Raw genomic sequence first — 19,243 nt, forward strand, 5'->3', positions numbered from 1 at the left:
CCATGACCGCGATATCAAGCGATTTCTCCTCCGCCCCGGTGCTGCCGAAATGGCTCGCGCCAGCCCTGCTGCTCGCCTTCGCCTATGGCGTCGTGCCGCTGATCGGCTCGAGCTATCTGTTCGAGGCCATCCTGCTGCCGTTCCTCGCGCTCAGCCTTGCCGGCGTGGGCTTGAACATCCTGACCGGTTATGCCGGCCAAGTTTCGCTGGGCAGCGCCGCCTTCATGGCGGCGGGCGCCTTCGCCGGCTACAATTTCAACCTGCGGGTCGAGGGCCTGCCGCTGATCGGCAGCATTTTCCTGGCCGGCATCGTCGCGGCCGCGATCGGCATCGTCTTCGGCCTGCCGAGCCTGCGGCTCAAGGGTTTTTATCTCGCGGTCTCGACGTTGGCCGCGCAGTTCTTTGTCCAATGGGCGCTGACCAAATTCAGCTGGTTCTCCAACGACTCGGCGTCCGGCGTCATCGACGCGCCGAGGCTATCGATAGCCGGCTTCGCTCTCGATGGCGCCATCGGCCGCTACCTGTTCGCGCTGACCATCGTTGCCATCCTTACCTTCCTTGCCTACCGGCTGGTCTCGTCGCAGACCGGGCGCAACTTCATCGCCATCCGCGACAATGAAACCGCCGCCCGCATCATCGGCATCCCGGTCCTCAAGACCAAGCTGCTGGCCTTCGCCATCTCGTCCTTCATCATCGGTGTCGCCGGCGTCATCTGGGCCTTCGCCTATCTGCGGACGGTCGAGCCGGATGGCTTCGATCTCGATCGGTCGTTCCAGATCCTGTTCATCATCATCATCGGCGGCCTGGCTTCGATCCGCGGTGCCTTTTTCGGCGCCGCCCTCATCGTGGTCTTTCCGCTCGCTCTGTCTCGCCTCGGCGGCCTTTTGCTCGGCGATCTTTTCGACTCGGGCGTGCTCGACATGAGCCAGCGCATCGTGCTGGGCGCGCTCATCATCCTGTTTCTGATCCTCGAACCCGACGGGCTGGTGGCGCTGTGGGACAGGATCCGAAGACGGCTCCTGTTCGCCTGGCAGTCGACTTGAGCCAATGCATCCGAAAATGAACCAGAGGCCGGACCCAAGACGGCCCATACCGGGAGTACCCTAACCATGACCTTCCTGAGCACCATCAAGGCGGCGGCGCTGTCCGCGGCGATGATCGTGTCGGTGGCCTTGCCCGCCGCCCACGCCGACGAACAATATTTCCCGCTGCAAAGCTATCGCGTCGGGCCTTACGCGGCCGGGGGCACCGGCTTCTTCGGCGGCTTCATCGACTATCTCAACCTTATCAACATCCGCGACGGCGGTGTCAACGGCGTCAAGCTGACCTGGGACGAATGCGAGACCCAGTATGAGGTCGAGCGCGGTGTCGAATGCTACGAGCGGCAGAAGAGCCATGCTGGTGCCGCCGCCTGGAACCCGCTCTCGGTCGGCATCGCCTATGCCATGATCGACCGCATCACCGCCGACAAGGTGCCGCTGATCACCGTCAACCACGGCCGCACCGATTCCACCGACGGACGCGTCTTCCCTTACGTCTTCCCGCTGCTGCTCAATCCCTACAGCGAGACCTCCGGCATCGTGAACTACATCGCCTCCAAGGAAGGCGGCATCGACAAGCTGAAAGGCAAGAAGATCGTCGTGCTCTATCACGGCTCGCCCTACGGCAAGGAGACCATCCCGATCTATGAATTGCTGGCGCAGAAATACGGCTTCACCGTGCAGCAGATCGAGGTGCCGCATCCCGGCAACGAGCAGCAGTCGCAGTGGCTGACCATCCGCCGCGCCAAGCCGGACTTCGTCGTCCTGCGCGGCTGGGGCGTGATGAACCCGGTGGCGCTGAAGACGGCTGTGAAAGTCGGCTTCCCCGTCGATCATATCGTCGGCAATGTCTGGTCGAATTCCGAAGAGGACGTGATCCCGGCCGGCGATGCCGCCAAGGGCTACACGGCCATCACCACCCAGGCCTCGGGCAACTCCTATCCGGTGGTGCAGGAGATCGTGAAGACGGTCTACGGCGCCGGCAAGGGCAATCTGGAAGACAAGTCGCGCATCGGCTCGGTCTACCACAACCTCGGCATCGTCAACGGCATCCTCAATGTCGAGGCGATCCGCGTCGCGCAGGAGAAGTTCGGCCATCGCACGCTGACCGGCGACGAGGTCCGCTGGGGCTTCGAGCATCTCAAGCTCGATCCGGCCAAGGTCGAGGCGCTCGGCGCCAAGGACCTGTTCCATTCGATCAATGTCAGCTGGGACAATCACGAGGGCGAAGGCTACGTGACCTTCCAGCAGTGGGACGGCAAGAAGTGGAATGTCGTCTCCGACTGGATCGCGCCGGACTGGGCACTGCTGCGGCCAATCATCGAGAAGTCGGCCGAAGCCTATGCCGCCGAGAAGGGCATCAAGCTGCGCACCGCCGACGATGCTGACGCGGTGACCACCAACTGATCAATCAGCGCCGGGCGCAACGGATCGGTTTCCGCGGCGCCCGACCTTTTCGGTTCATTGACCACGGAAGAAGAGCCCATGCCGAACGATGACGTCATTCTTGCCGTGGACGCAGTTCATGCCACCTACAACCACGCCATCACGGCGCTGCATGGCGTCAGCTTCGAGATCAGGCGCGGCGAGATTCTGGCGCTGCTCGGCGCCAATGGCGCCGGCAAGACCACCACGCTGAAGGCCGTCTCCAACCTGCTGCCGGCCGAGCGTGGCCAGGTCAACGCGGGCACCATCCGCTACGATGGCGGCGATGTCTCACGCCGCAAGCCGGGCGATCTGGTGCGCGCCGGGCTGGTTCAGGTTCTGGAAGGCCGCCACTGTTTCAAGAGCCTGACCGTCGAGGAAAATCTGGTCGCCGGCGGCATCGGCCGCAGCAGCCGCCGTGCCGAGATCAACGGGGATCTCGAGCGGATCTACGGCTATTTCCCTCGCCTCAGGGAGAAGCGCCGGACCTTGTCCGGTCTCACCTCCGGTGGCGAGCAGCAGATGACGGCCATCGGCCGGGCGCTGATGTCGCGGCCGCGTCTGCTGGTCCTCGACGAGCCGTCAATGGGGCTCGCACCGCTGATCGTCCAGGACATCTTCCAGACGCTGAGAAAACTGAACCGCGAGACAGGCCTGTCGATCCTGGTCGCCGAGCAGAACTCGGCGGTCGCCCTTGGCTATGCCGACCACGCCACCGTGCTCGAAAACGGCGTCTCCGTTCTCTCTGGCGCGGCTGCCGATCTTCGCCAGCGCGAGGATGTGCGGGCCTTCTATCTCGGTCAATCGACCTCCGGACAACAGCCATCACTAACCGCCAAGTCAACTCATCTCCATGCCGTTGCCTGAAACGAAATCCGAAGGAGCAGTAAAATGACCGTCTCGACCGTCAAGACCGACCACGCTTCTGCCGCCGTGCCGCCAATCGCAAGGCCAACCGCGTCGGCGCACATCATCAAGGACGACGCCGAGGCGATCGCCATCGCTCACGCACTCGCCGCCGAATTCGTCAAGGATTCCTCTCGGCGCGACCGTGAGCGGATCTGGCCTGTCGCCGAACTCGATGCGTTCTCGCAAAGCGGCCTGTGGTCGATCAATGTGCCGAAGGCGTTCGGTGGTCCCGAACTGTCCTACGCCACGCTCGCCAGGGTGATCGAAATCATTTCGGCGGCGGATTCCTCGATCGGCCAGATTGCCCAGAACCATCTTGGCGTCGTCGCAGCCATCCGGACCGTGTCGGATGCGGATCAGCAGAACCTGCTGTTCGCCGAAGTGTTGAAAGGGACTCGGTTCGGCAATGCCTTTTCCGAGTTCGGTTCCAAGCGTGCCGCCGATTTCGAGACCCGCTTCACCGATGCCGGCGATCATGTGGTCGTCAACGGCCGGAAATTCTATTCATCCGGGGCGCTGCTCGCTCATCTGGTGCCGATCGTGGCGCTCGATGACGAGGGTCGCGCCTGGTATGCCATCGCCGACCGTGGCGCGCCCGGCCTGACCGTCATCGACGACTGGTCGAGCTTCGGCCAGCGCACGACGCTGTCCGGCACCGTCATCATCGACAACGTCAAGGTGCCAAAGACGCATCTGGTGCCCGGTTACAAGGGCTATGACAAGCCGACCGCCGACGGCGCCATCTTCCAGATCATCCAGGTGGCGGTCGACACCGGCATCGCCCAGGCGGCGATCGACGAGACGGTCAGTTTCGTCAGGACCAAGAGCCGCGCCTGGATCGACAGCGGCGTCGACAATGCCTGGGACGATCCCTACACAATCCAGGCCGTCGGCGACCTGACGCTGCGGCTGCACGCGGCGCAGGCGCTGCTGGAAAAAGCCGGCCGCGCCATCGACCGGGCGGTAGCCGAGCCGACCGCCGAGACGGTGGCGCATGCGCAGATCGTCACCGCCGAGGCGAAGATCCTGTCGACCGAAATCGCCATCGCCGCCACCAACAAGTTGTTTGAACTGGCGGGAACCCGCTCGACGCTGGCCGAGCACAATCTCGACCGGCACTGGCGCAATGCCCGCACGCACACGCTGCACGATCCGGTGCGCTGGAAATATTCCATCCTGGGCAAATATTTCCTCAACGGAGAAAATCCGCCGCTGCACGCCTGGAGTTGATTTCCCACCGACGGGCGGGCGGCCCGCCACATCAAAACTTCGACCATCCAAGAGGCCCACTGCCATGTCAAACCCAACAGTCGTCGGCTTTTCCGGCAACATCACCCGGCCGTCAAAGACGCGCGCCTTCGTCGATCTGGTCACCAGGGACATCGCCGCCAGCCACGGCCTGTCGGCGAGCACCTATGACGTAGAGGATCTCGGTCCGTCGCTGGGAACGGCAAGATGGGCCCGCGATCTCGACGGCCAGGCGCGCGCAATCCTGGAGGAAGTCCTTGCCGCCGACGTGCTGGTCGTGGGGTCGCCGACCTACAAGGGCAGCTACACCGGCCTGTTCAAGCACTTCTTCGACCTCATCGATCCGGCTGCGTTGCGGGGAAAGCCAATCCTGTTGACCGCGACCGGCGGCGGCGAGCGCCACGCCCTGATCGTCGAGCATCAGCTGCGGCCGCTGTTCGGCTTCTTCGAGGCCTTCACGCTGCCCACAGCCGTCTATGCCACAGACAAGGATTTTACGGACGGCGTGCTGCGCTCAGATGCGATCCTGAAGCGTGCGGCGCAGGCCGTGTACGAGGTCGGCTTCGTGCTCGCCAACCGCTCTTCAGGCAGGATCGCCGCCGAGTAGCATTCTCTCCGGCCGATTGTGCCGATAAATCCGCGAAGGTAGTGCCCTCGCTTACGCGCAATTTACGACCGCCCGCCTACATCTGTTCCTGTCTGATTCGTCTGGGACAGGAACATCATGAGCAAAGCCCTCGCCTCCTTCGCACTCGTCGCCGTGCTGACCGGCTTGCTCATGGCGTTGAGCCTGGCCGTGGCCAGGCACGGCTATCCCTACGGCGCGATTGGCGTCAGGCGTCTCGATGGCATAGCCGATGCCGGAACGTTCATTCCGCTTGCATCAGTCTATTTCTTCAGTGCGCTGCTGATGATGATCCTGCCGATCAGGGCGGCCAGCATCGTCCTGACCCATGCCGCCGACGCCCTGTTCTGGACGGTGATCGTGCTGTTTGCCGCCATCGTCGGCTGTCTCGCCGCCAGATGGGCCTTCGGCCAGGGCAGCGCTGTGTGGGCGCTGCTCAACTGGCGGTTCCTGTTTGCCGCGGCGATCGTCGGCTGCCACCTCGTCCTGAACGAGCTGCGTCGCAACGTGCTGCTGCGCAGCCTGTTCTTCGTGGTCTTTGCTGCGGCCACGCTGGCCTGTCTGTTCTGGTCGTTCACTCTCTGAACGATAAGATAGCCGGCTAATTCGATGCGGCGATATTGCTGGCCGCTGTGTCCATCCATGTCCAGAGATAGGCCGCAAGACCGCGGTCGACATGAATGCGCAGCCTGCCCTGATGGCGATAGACGACGGCGCTGATACCGGCGAAGGAAAGTGCAGCACTGGCGCTCTCCTGCTTGGGATCGAGCGTCGTTCCGCGCGCGATGAAAGCGTCGAGCGCCGAGCCCTCGACCTCGAACACCTGCAGCCCGGCGCTGATCGCCGTCACCGCGAAGCCTTCTGCGTGCCAGCCAGTCGTGATGGCGACAGGGGTGTTCGACACGACCAGCAGCCGATCGCGCGCCAGCCGCGCCGCATAGCGCTCACCCTGCGCGGTGCCAAAGGCACCCGCACCAGTCCCGGCCGTTCCGGATGCCCGTGCCCACGCCTCGAGGTCACCGCTGACCAGCAACTGGTCGAGGCCAGAGATCGCGCGCACCAATAGGCCGGGCGCCGTGATGACCGCCGACTGCCAGTCCGGCGCGACGGACCATTTCTCCGCGAGATCACGCATGCAGCCGGTCTCCTGCCGGATCGAAGGCGCAAGGCGCGGCGATCGTCGCCGTCCTGACCTTGCCGAGATGCTGGATTTCGATCGTCTCCCCGTGGCGGGCCGCGCCGCGCTCGATCAGGCCAAGCGCCACGGCACAGCCAAGCGTCGGGCTCTGGTAGCTCGAGGTGACAAAGCCCTGGCTGCGCAGTCTGCCATCACTCCGCCTGACGCCGTGCGCGCCAGTCGGCAGCGGCGCTTCGCCTTGTGGCACCGTCAGTCCAACAAGCTGCATGCGGTTGTCGCGTGACGCCTCCTCGGTGAACAGCGACCGGCGGCCGACGAATTCGCTCTGGCGTTTGGCGCGCGGACCGTCGACGCCGAGATCATGCGGCAGCGTGGTGCCGTCAGTGTCCTTGCCGATGACGACAAAACCCTTCTCCGCCCGCAGGATCATCAGCGCCTCGAGGCCGATGACAATGGCGTCGAACGCCTGGCCGGCTTGGCGCAGATGCGCCCAGACCGGCGCGGCGCGATCCGCCCGGATCGAGATCTCGTAGCTCCTGTCGCCGGTGAAGCTGACGCGGGCGATGCGCACCTCGTCGGCGCCATAGGTGCCATGGCCGACCGCCATGTGCGGCAGGTCGACGTCGTTGAGCGAGAGACCTAAGCCAAGCGTTTCGAGCAGCTTCCGGGCGTTCGGCCCCGAAACGGTCAGCGTCGCCATTTCGGCGGTGGCGTTGTGGATGTAGACCGCACCGCGCCCGAAGCGGTCCTGGCGCCATTCCTCCAGCCGCGCATGCACGGCAGTGACATGCGAGGACGAGCACGACACGACGAAACGATGTTCGTCCAGTCGCACCAGCACGCCGTCATCGAAGACCACGCCGTTTTCCGACAGCATGAAGCCATAGCGGCAGCGGCCGGGTTTCAGCGTCGACATAGTGTTGTAGTAGATGAAATCGACGAATTCGGCCGCCTTGGGTCCGATCACCTCGATCTTGCCGAGCGGCGAGCCATCGAACAGCGCGACCGACTGGCGTGCGCGCCGCGCCTCGTCTTCGATCGAACGTTCCGCATCGGCGTCGCCGCCATAGTGCGCCGGGCGCAGCCAGCCGCCATATTCCTGGAAGACGGCGTCGCTGGCGCGATGCATGGGCTCCAGCGGCAACCGGCGCACCGGCGCCATCAACTCGCCGCTGCGCGCGCCGGCAAAGCTTGCCAGCGGCACCGGCGTGAATGGCGGACGGTAGGTGGTGGTGCCGACTTCCGGCACAGTGCGGCCGGTGATCCCGGCCATCAACGCAAGACCTGGCAGGTTGGAGGTCTTCCCTTGGTCGGTCGCCATGCCGAGCGTCGTGTAGCGCTTGAGATGTTCGACCGAGACGAAGTTTTCGCGTGCCGCCAGCTCAACGTCCTTCACCGTCACGTCGTTCTGGTAGTCGATCCAGATGCGTCCCTTCGAGCCGGGCATCGGCCATGCCGCGATAATGCCTCCCGTGGCCTCCGGTCCGGTGCTGCGCGGCACTGCTGCCGTCGTTGGGCCAAGGGATGCAATCGCCTTGCCGGCGCCTGCAAACACCTCCGACAAGGAAACCGCACCGGCTGCTGCGCCTGTCACGGCGATACCATCGACCGGATCGCCCGGGAGAAAGGCGGCGCGCGCCTCGCTCCAGGCGAGCTTGCCCTTGGCCTGGCCGAAGAGATGAATGGTCGGCGTCCAGCCACCCGAGACCAGCACGCAATCGGCATCGACCGTTGTGCCATCATCGAGCGTTACCGCTTCGACGCGCAGCTTGCCGCTGGCGGAAGCGAGCGCGCGCCCTTTGATCAGCCAGACATTTGCCGGCGTGGAAGGCGTGCCATCGCGCCGCAAGTCGACAAGGGTGACTTTGGCGCCTGCCTTGACGATCGCCTCCGCCACCTCATAGGCACTGTCATTGTTCGTGGCGATGACGATGCGGCGGCCGACAAGCACCGCATGCCGCTTGAGATAGGCAAGCGCCGCATCCGCCGACATGATGCCAGGCAGGTCATTGTTGGCGAAAGGCAGCGGTCGCTCGATGGCGCCGGTCGTCAGCACGATCTGGCGTGGCCTGGCCCGCCACAGCGTGTCCGGCCGGCCGTCTGGATGGCGCTGGTTCAACCCGACCAGATTATGGTCGTAGATGCCGAAGGCGGTGGTCGACGGCAGGACCAGGTGACCGGCCGCGGCGAGCTCCGCGACCGTCTCTCCGATCCAGACGGCCGCCGGCTTGCCGTCGATCTCCCCAGCGCGGTGGCCGAGCGATCCGCCTGGCCTCGGTTGGTCGTCGACCAGCATGACGGAGAGGCCTGCGTCTGACGCCAGCCTTGCCGCCGCCAGGCCGGCCGGTCCGGCGCCCACCACCAGCAGGTCGCAATGGTGATTGACCTGGTCGGCCGTGCTGGGCGATGTCCAGTCCGCATCGACCTTGCCCAGCCCCGCCATGGCGCGGATGCGTGGCTCGAACAGGTGCCAGTCAGGCCACATGAAGGTCTTGTAGTAGAACGCCGCCGGAATGAAGCGTGAAAAGCAGTCGAGGAACGCATTGCGGTCGCTCAATGCACTGGGCGTGGCGTTGACGCTCTTCGCCACCAGCCCGTCGCGCGCCGCCTCGGTCGTGGCGCGCGTGTTGGGCGTCGCCCGCAGGCCGCTGATGTCGACCAGCGCGTTCGGCTCCTCGACGCCGGCGCCCCAGATGCCGCGCGGCCGGTGGTATTTGAAGCTGCGGCCGACAACCGCGACATCGCCGGCCAGCAGCGCCGAGGCGATGGTGTCGCCGGCAAAGCCGTGCACGGCGGCGCCGTCGAAGCTGAAGCGGATCGGCCGCGACCGGTCGATGGCGCTGCCGCCGGTGGCAAGACGCGAGGCGGTCACGCCGCGTGCTCCCCACCGAGAGCGGTTGAGGACAGCACCTTGTGGGTGACGGTGTCACGTTCCATGAAGAAGAACTCGCCGCAGTTCATATGCACCCAGATTTCGCGCGCCGTGCCTTTCGGATTGGTGCGCAGATAGAGGTAATCGGCCCAGCGCTCGATCGGCACATCGACGCCATCCGGCCGCGTGTTGCCGGCATCGCCGCCATAATGGAACTCGGTCTCGTCGCGAGGACCGCAGAACGGGCAAGGGAAAAGCTGCATAAAGTCCTCTTAATGCGCGATGCCGGACCCGGCCGCTTCGTCGATCAGCCGCCCGCTGGCGAAGCGATCCAGATCGAACGGACGGCTGATGTCGTTGTGCTTGCCGGTTGCCAGCAATTGCGCCAGCAGCGTGCCGCCGGCGGGAATGGCCTTGAAGCCGCCCGTGCCCCAGCCGCAATTGAGGAACAGGCCGGGCAACGGCGATTCGCCGATGATCGGCGAGGAGTCCGGCACGACATCGACGATGCCGGCCCATTGCCGCATCAGCTTGAGCTGGCCGAAGATCGGGAACATCTCGAGCAGCCCGGCAATCACCGTCTCCAGCGTCGGCAGATTGCCGCGCTGCGCGTAGGAGGGGATGCGGTCGAGCCCGCCGCCGATGACGATCTCGCCCTTGTCCGACTGGCTGACATAGACGCCGGTGCCTGGCGACAGCACCACCGTGTCGAGGATTGGCTTGATCGGCTCGGAAACGCAGGCCTGCAGCGCGTAGGAATTGATCGGCAGCCGGAAGCCGGCCTTGGCCGCCAGCGCCGAGGAATGCCCGGCCACCGCCATGCCGACGCGCTCGGCACGGATCGCGCCGCGCGAGGTCTGGACGCCGCGGCAGCGGCCACCCTCGATGATAAAGTCGGTGATCTCGCAGTTCTGGATGATGTCGACGCCGAGCCGGCTCGCGGCCCGCGCATAACCCCAGGCGACCGCGTCGTGACGCGCCGTCCCGGCCCGGCCTTGCCAGATGCCGCCGAACACCGGGAAGCGGGCGTCGGCTGAGAAATTATAGATCGGCGCCACGCGGCGCACATCTTCGGGGGAAAACAGCTCGGCATCGATGCCGTTGATCTGCATGGCGTTGACGGTTCGCGCACCGACCTCCATTTCGGCGATGCTGTGACAAAGATTGACCATGCCGCGCTGCGACAGCATGACGTTGTAGTTCAGGTCCTTGGACAACCCCTCATAGAGCCGGTGCGCCAGCCCGTAGAGCTCGACGCTTTCCGGATAATAGTAGTTGGAGCGCACCACGGTGGTGTTGCGGCCGGTGTTGCCGCCGCCGATCCAGCCCTTTTCCAGCACTGCCACCCGGGCGATGTTGTGGTTCTTGGCCAGGTAATAGGCCGTCGCCAGCCCATGGCCGCCGCCGCCGATGACGATCGCGTCATAGGACGGCTTCGGCTCGGGCGAGCGCCAGGCCGGCTGCCAGCCGGTCTGGCCGGCCAGCCCCTCCTTGAAGAGCGACAAAGCGGAATAAGTTGTGGTCATGGCGTGCCGGGCAAGGCTGATCTCGGAGGGTAAAGCGTAGTGGTATTGTACATATATGTCTAGTACACCTGTCGATGCTGCACGCAGCGGATGGGGCTAGCGTTTGCGCGAAATCGTCTCCTCGACATAGCGCGAGAACTCCTCGACATCCTCTGCCTGAGGCTCCTGGCCGGTGAAGCTGCGCAGATAGGCGGCGACGTGAGGCAAACGGCTGCTCATCGGCTCGTTCAGCTCGAGCGAGTAATAGCCGATCTGCATGAAATAAAGCACGCGGGCCCGCACGAACGCGTCTTCCTCGTCATAGCCATGACGCATGAACATGTCGCGAATGGCACTGACGCGCTCCTCGTCGGCCGCGTCGAGCGCGCGCCGGATGGCAGGCGAGCGGCGCGCCCAGGCCCTGATCGCGAAGTCGAGTTGCGGATCGAACAACCTCTCGTCGACCCAGCATTCGAAAATGCTCATCACCCCGCGGATCACGGTCGCGGAGGGCCGCCGGGCGCGTTCGACGATAAACCTGGTGTTGGTCTGCCGCCAGTAGTCCAGCAACTGGTCGAGCAGGTCCTGCCGGCTCTTGAAATACCAGTAGAAGCTGGAGCGTGACACGTCGAGCTTCTGGCCAAGCGTCAGCACGCGGACGCGTTCGACGCCATCAGAGATCAACGTTTCAAGTGCAAGCTTCAGCCAGTCTTCGCGAGTGGCCTTGATGTTGCCGGTGGCGCCGGCGCGCTGGATCGTCGTATCGGTGGCTTCCATCAGCACGACGCATGACACGCTGCATCAGGCAAATCAAGGCTATGGACATATATGTACAGGGCGATTCGATCAGGCCCAGCGATACCCTCACGGATGTCAGCCGGTTGGGGTTCGGTTTGGCGCTGCCGCCCGCCGCGTCATCGGCGTGACGCCAGCCCAGGGATTTTTGTCGCGGCGCTAGCCCACTTGCGTGCTTTCCCGCAAGGCAATTGTCTGGCAAATACCAATTCAGACAGATGCCGCCGCGCGGCCAATCAGCAGGAAGACAGAACATGACCCCGTTTCGACAGAACCTCATCGATGGCGAATGGGTTGGCGACGCCGGCTCCCGCAACATCAACCCCTCGAATACCGGAGATGTCGTCGGCGACTATGCCTCGGCCGGAGCCGCCCAGGCGGGGCAGGCGATCGCCGCAGCCAAGGCGGCGTTTCCGGCATGGTCCCGTTCCGGTCCGCTGGCGCGTCACGCGGTGTTGAAGAAAGCCTCGGACGAGATCCTGGCGCGCAAGGACGAGATCGGCCGAAACCTGGCGCGTGAGGAAGGCAAGACGCTGGCCGAAGGGATCGGCGAGACTATTCGCGCCGCCCAGATCTTCGATTTCTTTGCTGGCGAAACATTGCGCCTGTCCGGCGAGGTCGTGCCAAGCGTGCGGCCTGGCGTCGGCGTCGAGATCACGCGCGAGGCGGTCGGCGTGGTCGGCATCATCACGCCGTGGAATTTCCCGATCGCCATTCCGGCCTGGAAGATCGCTCCGGCGCTGGCCCATGGCAACACCATCGTCTTCAAGCCGGCGGAGCTGGTTCCCGAGAGCGCCTGGTCCATCGTCGATATCCTGCATCGCGCCGGCCTGCCGAAAGGCGTGCTCAATCTCGTCATGGGCAAGGGCTCGGTCGTTGGCCAGGCCATGCTCGACAGTCCCGACGTCAACGCCATCACCTTCACCGGCTCGGTCGGCACAGGCAAGCGTGTCGCCGCCGCAAGCATCGAGCACATGCGCAAGTTCCAGCTCGAAATGGGCGGCAAGAACCCGTTGGTCGTGCTGGACGATGCCGACCTGGCGGTCGCTGTCGATTGCGCGCTCAATGGCGCCTTCTTTTCGACCGGCCAGCGCTGCACGGCCTCGTCGAGGCTCATCGTGACCGACGGCATCCATGACCGTTTCGTCGATGCCCTCAAGGATCGCATGAGCAAACTGGTCGTCGGCGACGCGCTCGACGCACAAACCCAGATCGGTCCGGTCGTCGACGCGACCCAGTTGAAGCAGGACGAAGACTACATCGCCATCGGCCGCGCGGAAGGCGCCGAGCTTGCCTTCGGCGGCGAGCGGCTCGACCGCAAGACGCCGGGCTTCTACCTGCAGCCGGCGCTGCTGACCCAGGCCACCAACACCATGCGCAGTTCGCGCGAGGAGATCTTCGGACCTGTCGCCAGCGTCATCCGCGTCAAGGACTACGATGAGGCGCTGACTGTCGCCAACGATACGCCCTTCGGGCTGACCTCGGGCATCTGCACGTCGAGCCTCAAGCACGCCACGCATTTCAAGCGCAATTCGGAGGCCGGCATGGTGATGGTCAATCTGCCGACGGCGGGTGTCGACTTCCATGTTCCCTTCGGCGGTCGCAAGGGGTCCAGCTACGGACCGCGCGAACAGGGTCGTTATGCCGCGGAATTCTATACCACGGTGAAGACCGCCTATACGTTCGCAGGCTGATCGGGCGCAAGGTGATTGGACGCCGGCCGATCGGGCCGGCGAGCCGCACGCACATTTGAGAACACCGGACCGGGGCAAGGCGATGACATTGCAAGACCTGACCTGGCTCAACCCGCCGCCGCACCATGCCATGGATGGCGATACGATTCGCGTGCGCACCGGCAAGGAGACCGATTTCTGGCGCGAGACCTTCTACGATTTCTGGCGCGACAACGGCCACTTCCTGTACCGCAAGGTCGAGGGCGATTTCACCGCCGAAGTCACGGTCGAAGGGCGCTACGAGGTGCTTTACGACCAGGCCGGATTGATGGTCCGGCTGAGCGAAACGCACTGGATCAAGGCCGGCATCGAATACACCGACGGCGTGATGTATTTTTCTGTCGTTGTCACCAACAATGCCTCGGACTGGTCGCTGGCCACCATTCCGGCCAGTCCGCTCGGTGTGCGGATCCGGTTGACCCGTCATGCCGAGACGATCCGCATCCAGTATCTCGATGCTTCCGATGGCCACTGGAAGCCCGTGCGGCTCGCCTATTTCCCGATCTCGAAGGCGGTCGATGTCGGCATGATGTGCTGTTCGCCGCAACGCGAAGGTTTCGAGGTCACATTCTCCGGTTTCACCGTTGGTCCGCCGATATCACGGGAGCTGCACGACTGAAGCCTGCGCTTCTGCGCTGAAGCATTGGTCATGAGCCGGCCTCCTCCAGCCCCAACCCATCGCGAACAGCATTGCTGATGGCTTGCGGGCCGAACCTAGCCCAAACAGCTTGATGCGCGCTGATACGCTGCCGTGCTCTGCGGTCCGTGTCCAGGCAAAGGCTGACGGCCATGTCGGCAAGCCCTCCATCGGTATCCGACAGCAGCAACTCTTCGTTATCGACCAGGCCCAGCCCCTCGGCCGCCAACGGCGTGGCAATCACCGGTACGCCCCAGGCCATCGCCTCCAGGATCTTGATGCGCGTGCCGCCGCCTGCCGCGAGCGGAATGATGGTGAGATGCGCCCTGGACAGGAGAGGCGCCATGGTTTCGGGGTTTTCGACGAGCTCCACAGCGGGCAATCGCGCCAGCGCCCGCACGGCAGGCTTCGGGCGGCGCCCTGCAATAACCAGTCTCGCCGCCGGCAAAGTCTGCCGGATGCGGGGCAATATGCTGCCGGCTAACCGCTTGGCGGCATCGACATTCGGCGGATAGTCGAGATGGCCGACCAGCAGGATGACCGGAAAGTTCGTGTCGGCCGCAGGTTCGTCGGGCAGCGTTTCGGGGATATCGCCGGCGTGGGGAATTCCGTTCGGAACGACATCGATCGGCATATTGTACGGAAAAAGGGTCATCAGCCTTTCGCGATCCTCGTTCGAGCAGACCCAGACCCTGTCGACAAGGGAAAGCGCCTTTCTTTCGAGGCGCCTGATGGCAAGGGCCGTGGCGAGCCTGGCCGCGGCGGACCGCGCTCCATCGGCGCGATGCACTTGCCCCGCCAGGTCGGACTCGACATTGTGCATGTCGAGGATGAGCTGTTTGGTCAGCGGTCGCAAAGGCCGCAGCAGCTTGAACAGGCCGATGCCCTCGACCACAATGGTGTCCGGGTGGAAGTCTCGAACGAGCGTCTCCAGCCGCGCCAAAGCGGAGCGCGAAATGCGATGCTCTGCCCTTAAGCGCCACCAGCCGATCGACGCGGAGCGGGCCTCTCCCTCGATCGCCAGGGCCTCGATGCGGATCGGCGGATCGGGCGCGTCCGGCACCAAGGCCTGCGAACGCACCGACACCAGGCAGACGGGACCGAATGCCGCTGCGGCTAGAGCATTGCGGTGGTTCCGCAGATCTCCGCCGGAGGCCGGTGGAAAGGCAGGATCGTGCGACACGACCAGCACGCGCCGTCCGGCGCTTTGCGGCTCTATTCCAGACGGCATTCGAGGCGGTTCCGCAATCACAAAGACAGCTTCGACTTGTTTAGCCGAACGGCGCTTTCGTCAAGCACTGGATCCCCTTCCGGTGCGACAGTCTAATCATGGCCGGCCAGCATGCGGTAGGACGCTAGGGCCACCGCCTGGACCACGCCAGCCAACGCGCCGACAGCTGCCTCCAAAATGAGGTGAACCGGGTTCGCCGGTAGGCGTCGCCGGCCATCTTTATGCCTTGTGCCTGCGTTGGGAAGGGATGGATGACATCGGCCAGCGCGTGCAATCCCATACCGGATTTGATGGCGAGCGACACCGCGTTGATCATCTCGCCGGCATGGCTGGCAACCACGGTGGCACCCAGGATGCGATCCGACCCTTCCTTGACGTGGATTTTGACAAAACCCTCTTCTTCGCCGTCCATGACCGCGCGGGCGACATCGTGCATCAGCACCGTATAGGTCTTGACCGGGATGCCGTTCTGGCGCGCTTGTGCAGGATAGAAGCCGACATGGGCGATTTCCGGATCGGTATAGGTGCACCACGGAACCACCAGCTCGCTCAGCCTCTTGCGACCGAGAAACAGAGCGTTCTGCACGACGATGCGGGCCGATGCCTCCGCGGTATGGGTGAATTTGTAGTCGAGGCAGACATCGCCCGCCGCGTAGACGCGCGGATTTGTGGTCCGCAGATAATCGTCGACCTTGATGCCGTCGGGATCGTATGCCACCCCGGCGCTTTCCAGGTCGAGACCGTCGACATTGGGTGAGCGGCCGATGCCGGTGACGATCTCGTCGACGGAAATCGTCGTCGTGTCGTCGTCCCGCACCAGGTCGGCGAGCTTCTTGCCGCCTGCCGTCCGCACCGCCACCACTTCGGTGTTGAGCCGAACCTCGATCCCCTCGCGCGCCAGCGCGTCCGAAAGGACCTGGGCGGCGTCGCGCTCCTCGCCAGGCAGGAACATCGGGTCCCGCTGCGCCAGGATGACTTTCGCACCCAGCAGGCAGAAGGCCTGCGCGGCCTCGCAACCGAGCGGTCCGCCGCCGATGACCAGCAGCCTTGGCGGGCAGGCTGTGAGGTTGAACATCGTCTCGTTGCTGAGATAGCCGGCTTCGGCCAGCCCCGGAATCGCCGGCAGGCCTGGACGGGCGCCCGTTGCGATCAGCGCCTTCCTGAAACACAGCGTCTTGTCCGCCACCATGACCGCGTCCGGTCCGGCAAATCGCGCTTCGCCGAAATAGAGGTCGATCCCTTCCGACGCGATGGTCGCGGCCGAATCGGCGCGGCTGATCCGCTGCCGGATCTGACGCATCCGCGTCATGGCCCGCTGAAAGTCGACGTGAAGAGGGTCCGGCGTATCGCCGCCAAAACTTTCTGCGTCGCGCATATCGGCATAGAGCCTGGCCGTGCGGATGATCGACTTCGACGGGATGCAGCCGACATTGACGCAGGCGCCGCCGATCAGGTTGCGCTCGATGAGCGCGACCTTTGCGCCGAGGCCGGCCGCTTCGCGAGCGGCGGTCAGCCCGGCCGGCCCGGCGCCGATGACGACGAGGTTGTAGGGACCGTCCGGCTCGGGGTTCTTCCAGTGCGGTGGGTGGGCGTGCTTGATCAGATTGACATCATTGCGGTCGACAGGGAAGGCGCTGGCCCCGGTTCGGTCACCCCACATAGGCGCCATCCCCCGACAGCCAGCCGCCGTTGAAACCCGCTTTGCCCAGGCCGCGACGGATGTGCTGGTTGGACCGCATCAGCTCCCAGATCAGGCGCGAGCGATGGTTCTCGATCATCATCACCACGATGCCCTGGTCCAGACCGTAGTGGCCTTCGGACACCCAGCCGTGCCGGCCGAATTTTCGCCGGTTGGCCAGTGTCGGATTGAAGCCGCTCGGCAGCCGGAAATTGTCGATCACTTCGGGGTAGCGATCACCGAGATGGCGCAACGCCGCCAGGCAGATATCCGGCGCGAAAGGCAACGACGCCGGATAGGACCATGGGGCGATCGTCCCGTCATCCGGCCCGAAAGGCGCGCCACGCGCGGCATAGCCTGAAAATCGGCGGCGCTGCCGCTCCACGCTGGTGCGAAAGCCGCCCGGCCCGTCGCCTGCCGAAAGTCCCCACAAATTCTCGTCGTAGCCGTAATAGCCATAGGGGTTGTGCCGCGCATAATCGCGGTGAAGGTAGGTCGAGCGCCGGCTGTTTTCGAAATAGTCCGAATTCTTCTCGCGCATGAAAGCGTCGCGGATGCCGGCGAAATCGATCCAGGCATGCGAGAACTGGTGCATGAACAGCGGTCCGCCATAGAGCACGTCGTAGCCGTAGATGTTTTCCCACTGGTAGGTCGCCGTCCAACCGTCGTAGCTGTCTTCCGAGGTCGGGCTGTCGGGCGAGGCCATCGACAGCACGTAGAGGATCGTGGCTTCGTTGTAGCCCTCCCAGCCATAGTGGAGAAAGCCGCTCTTCGGCTTCCAGCCCTGCCGCAAGGTTGGACTGGTGCCTTGCGCCCATCGCCAGTCGACACGCCGGTAGAGCGCCTCGGCCAACTGGCGGATTTCGGCTTCCTCGTCATCGCCCCCGGAGAAATAGGCGCCCGCCACCAGCATGCCGGCAATCAGCAATGCCGTGTCCACCATCGACAGTTCGCAGCGCCAGACGCGCAGGCCGGTTCGCATGTCGAGAAAATGGTAGTAGAAGCCTTTGTGACCGGTGACGTCGTCGCCATTGCCTTGCGCGCTGGTCCGGAAGAAACGCAGTGCGGCGAGCGTCAGCTTCACAGCCGCCTCGCGCGTCATCCAGCCGCGCTCGACCCCGATCGGGTAGCAGGACAGGGCGAAACCGACGACGGCGATGCTGGCCGGCGAATTCGGCCGCGACGTGTCGGCGACCAGCCCGTTTTCCGGGTTCACGTTCTCAAGGAAATAGTCGAAGGCCGCACGCTGGTAGCGGTCCAGAAGTTCATCGTCGGACAGTGCGGCAGGCTCTGCTTTAGGCAAACGATGCAAACTCCAGCCTGATGGCCGCAGCTTCCGTCGATTGCCGGGCGGCGGCACGATGCCGGCGGCTTGTCGCGCATGCCGAACAGTCACTCCGTGTCATGGCTTTCCCGCAGTCTCTTCCTGGATCATCCCCGATTCGAGCGTTGGCAACTATACGCGTGTCCGGCCTCGTTCGTTACCCGTCACGCAGAATTGTAGTTACAACCGCCCGACGCAGGATGCCCTTATCGGTCGGCCTGATGCTGGAAGAACTGCAAAAACAGTTCCCGCTCTGTGGTGATGTCGAGCTTCTCATAGATGCGCCGGCGATGGTTCTTGACGGTGCCGACGGTGATGACGAGGCGCTCGGCGATGTTCGCGGTCGGGTGACCGGCGAGGACCAGCTGGACAAGTTCGCGCTCGCGCAGCGACAGCTCCGGCCACAGGCTCGCCGGGATGGTCGGCTCCTGCCGGGGCGAGGCGCCGGGGCCGGTCGGCGCCGACGTGCGTGAGAAATCGGTTCCGCGCGCCTTGATATCGAGCGCGTGCAACGCCTCGAACACCGGCAGCCGCTCGTCCAGAAGTGCGATCTCGCTGTCCTTGAATGCGGTGGTCGAGCGGTCGAGGAAGATGCCGAGGCACCAGTCGCCGCCATCCGCCAGCATAATGCCGACCTCGTCGCAGATTTCCGACTGTGCGAGGAAGCCGGCTATATACTGGCCGCGCTTGGCCTCGTCGTCGGCAAGCCGTTTCAGCGGCATGATGCCGAGCCTGCGCTCGCGCCGCCACGAGGCATAGAACGGGTCGAACACGTAATAGCTGGCGAGATAACGCTGCACCATCTCGTCTGAGAAGCGCCGGTGCTTGACGAATTCCGGCGTCTTCGTGGCTGAATAGCGCGTCACGGTGACGAGATCGTGCTCGATGTCCGCGCCGATCAGGTCGATCAGGCAGTCGACATGCCTGTCCGTGCCGGTGGCGGCGATCGCCTTAGCGAGCGGCGCCCAGATATTGCCCATGCGCATGCCCTTTTCTCGGCGATCTCAACCCAACCGTCATTGTGTCTTTAGGCATATGGCGCGAGGCCGCCCATCGAATCTAGCCTAGCGTCAACCTAGACCA

General features: G+C 64.4%; 17 protein-coding genes. 8 read left to right on the forward strand and 9 right to left on the reverse strand.

All coding sequences use genetic code 11. The features are described 5' to 3' along the window. The first annotated feature begins 2 nt into the window (after positions 1–2). The 6 genes from AC1D10_RS13020 (at position 3) to AC1D10_RS13045 (ending at position 5,832) form a co-directional block, all read left to right on the forward strand. The gene (locus AC1D10_RS13020; protein WP_477272254.1) at positions 3–1,043 is read left to right on the forward strand and encodes a branched-chain amino acid ABC transporter permease; all 1,041 of its coding nucleotides are present in this window, start codon (positions 3–5) and stop codon (positions 1,041–1,043) included. Positions 1,044–1,109: 66 nt separating this feature from the next. Then, complete coding sequence (locus AC1D10_RS13025) at positions 1,110–2,447, forward strand: ABC transporter substrate-binding protein (RefSeq protein WP_111544900.1); 1,338 nt, start codon at positions 1,110–1,112, stop codon at positions 2,445–2,447. Positions 2,448–2,525: 78 nt separating this feature from the next. Beyond that, on the forward strand, positions 2,526–3,332 hold the full coding sequence (locus tag AC1D10_RS13030; protein WP_477272256.1) for an ABC transporter ATP-binding protein: 807 nt from the start codon (positions 2,526–2,528) through the stop codon (positions 3,330–3,332). Between the two features lie 24 nt (positions 3,333–3,356). Continuing rightward, complete coding sequence (locus AC1D10_RS13035) at positions 3,357–4,604, forward strand: SfnB family sulfur acquisition oxidoreductase (protein ID WP_477272259.1); 1,248 nt, start codon at positions 3,357–3,359, stop codon at positions 4,602–4,604. A 64-nt stretch (positions 4,605–4,668) separates the two neighbouring features. Continuing rightward, complete coding sequence (msuE, locus tag AC1D10_RS13040; protein ID WP_477272261.1) at positions 4,669–5,229, forward strand: FMN reductase; 561 nt, start codon at positions 4,669–4,671, stop codon at positions 5,227–5,229. Between the two features lie 117 nt (positions 5,230–5,346). After that, the gene (locus AC1D10_RS13045; RefSeq protein ID WP_477272263.1) at positions 5,347–5,832 is read left to right on the forward strand and encodes a hypothetical protein; all 486 of its coding nucleotides are present in this window, start codon (positions 5,347–5,349) and stop codon (positions 5,830–5,832) included. Positions 5,833–5,848: 16 nt separating this feature from the next. Here the strand turns inward: AC1D10_RS13045 and AC1D10_RS13050 are convergent, their stop codons facing one another. From AC1D10_RS13050 to AC1D10_RS13070, 5 genes are all read right to left on the reverse strand, one after another. Then, a complete protein-coding gene (locus AC1D10_RS13050; protein ID WP_477272265.1) occupies positions 5,849–6,382 on the reverse strand; it encodes a hypothetical protein in 534 nt (177 codons plus the stop codon). Beyond that, positions 6,375–9,257, reverse strand: a complete 2,883-nt coding sequence (locus AC1D10_RS13055; RefSeq protein WP_477272267.1) for a sarcosine oxidase subunit alpha family protein — start codon at positions 9,255–9,257, stop codon at positions 6,375–6,377. Before AC1D10_RS13055 ends, AC1D10_RS13050 begins: the two co-directional genes overlap by 8 nt. After that, entirely contained in the window at positions 9,254–9,520 is a 267-nt protein-coding gene (locus tag AC1D10_RS13060) for a sarcosine oxidase subunit delta (RefSeq protein WP_477272269.1), read from the reverse strand. The genes AC1D10_RS13055 and AC1D10_RS13060 overlap by 4 nt, the downstream gene beginning before the upstream one ends. Positions 9,521–9,529: 9 nt before the next feature. Then, entirely contained in the window at positions 9,530–10,783 is a 1,254-nt protein-coding gene (locus AC1D10_RS13065; RefSeq protein WP_477272271.1) for a sarcosine oxidase subunit beta, read from the reverse strand. Between the two features lie 96 nt (positions 10,784–10,879). After that, the gene (locus AC1D10_RS13070; RefSeq protein WP_477272273.1) at positions 10,880–11,539 is read right to left on the reverse strand and encodes a TetR/AcrR family transcriptional regulator; all 660 of its coding nucleotides are present in this window, start codon (positions 11,537–11,539) and stop codon (positions 10,880–10,882) included. A gap of 272 nt (positions 11,540–11,811) precedes the next feature. Here AC1D10_RS13070 and AC1D10_RS13075 point away from each other — a divergent pair, with 272 nt between their 5' ends. Both AC1D10_RS13075 and AC1D10_RS13080 read left to right on the forward strand, forming a co-directional pair. Beyond that, positions 11,812–13,251: an aldehyde dehydrogenase family protein gene (locus AC1D10_RS13075; protein WP_477272275.1), complete on the forward strand. Its 1,440-nt coding sequence runs from the start codon at positions 11,812–11,814 to the stop codon at positions 13,249–13,251. Between the two features lie 82 nt (positions 13,252–13,333). Next, positions 13,334–13,909 (forward strand): DUF1349 domain-containing protein, encoded by a 576-nt coding sequence (locus AC1D10_RS13080; RefSeq protein WP_477272277.1) that lies wholly within the window; start codon positions 13,334–13,336, stop codon positions 13,907–13,909. A 28-nt stretch (positions 13,910–13,937) separates the two neighbouring features. On the opposite strand, the gene AC1D10_RS13085 is transcribed toward AC1D10_RS13080, so the two are convergent. The 4 genes from AC1D10_RS13085 to AC1D10_RS13100 form a co-directional block, all read right to left on the reverse strand. Beyond that, complete coding sequence (locus AC1D10_RS13085; RefSeq protein ID WP_477272279.1) at positions 13,938–15,158, reverse strand: glycosyltransferase family 4 protein; 1,221 nt, start codon at positions 15,156–15,158, stop codon at positions 13,938–13,940. 124 nt (positions 15,159–15,282) lie between these two features. Next, positions 15,283–16,818 carry a mercuric reductase gene (locus AC1D10_RS13090; protein ID WP_477272282.1) on the reverse strand — a complete coding sequence of 512 codons (1,536 nt, stop codon included), beginning with the start codon at positions 16,816–16,818 and terminating at the stop codon, positions 15,283–15,285. Then, positions 16,808–18,139, reverse strand: coding sequence for a glucoamylase family protein (locus AC1D10_RS13095; protein WP_477272284.1), 1,332 nt, complete (start codon positions 18,137–18,139; stop codon positions 16,808–16,810). The genes AC1D10_RS13090 and AC1D10_RS13095 overlap by 11 nt, the downstream gene beginning before the upstream one ends. Positions 18,140–18,366: 227 nt before the next feature. Continuing rightward, positions 18,367–19,146, reverse strand: coding sequence for a helix-turn-helix transcriptional regulator (locus tag AC1D10_RS13100; protein WP_477272286.1), 780 nt, complete (start codon positions 19,144–19,146; stop codon positions 18,367–18,369). Between the last annotated feature and the right edge of the window lie 97 nt (positions 19,147–19,243).

It is taken from the genome of Mesorhizobium sp. P2_A8 (assembly GCF_056404935.1).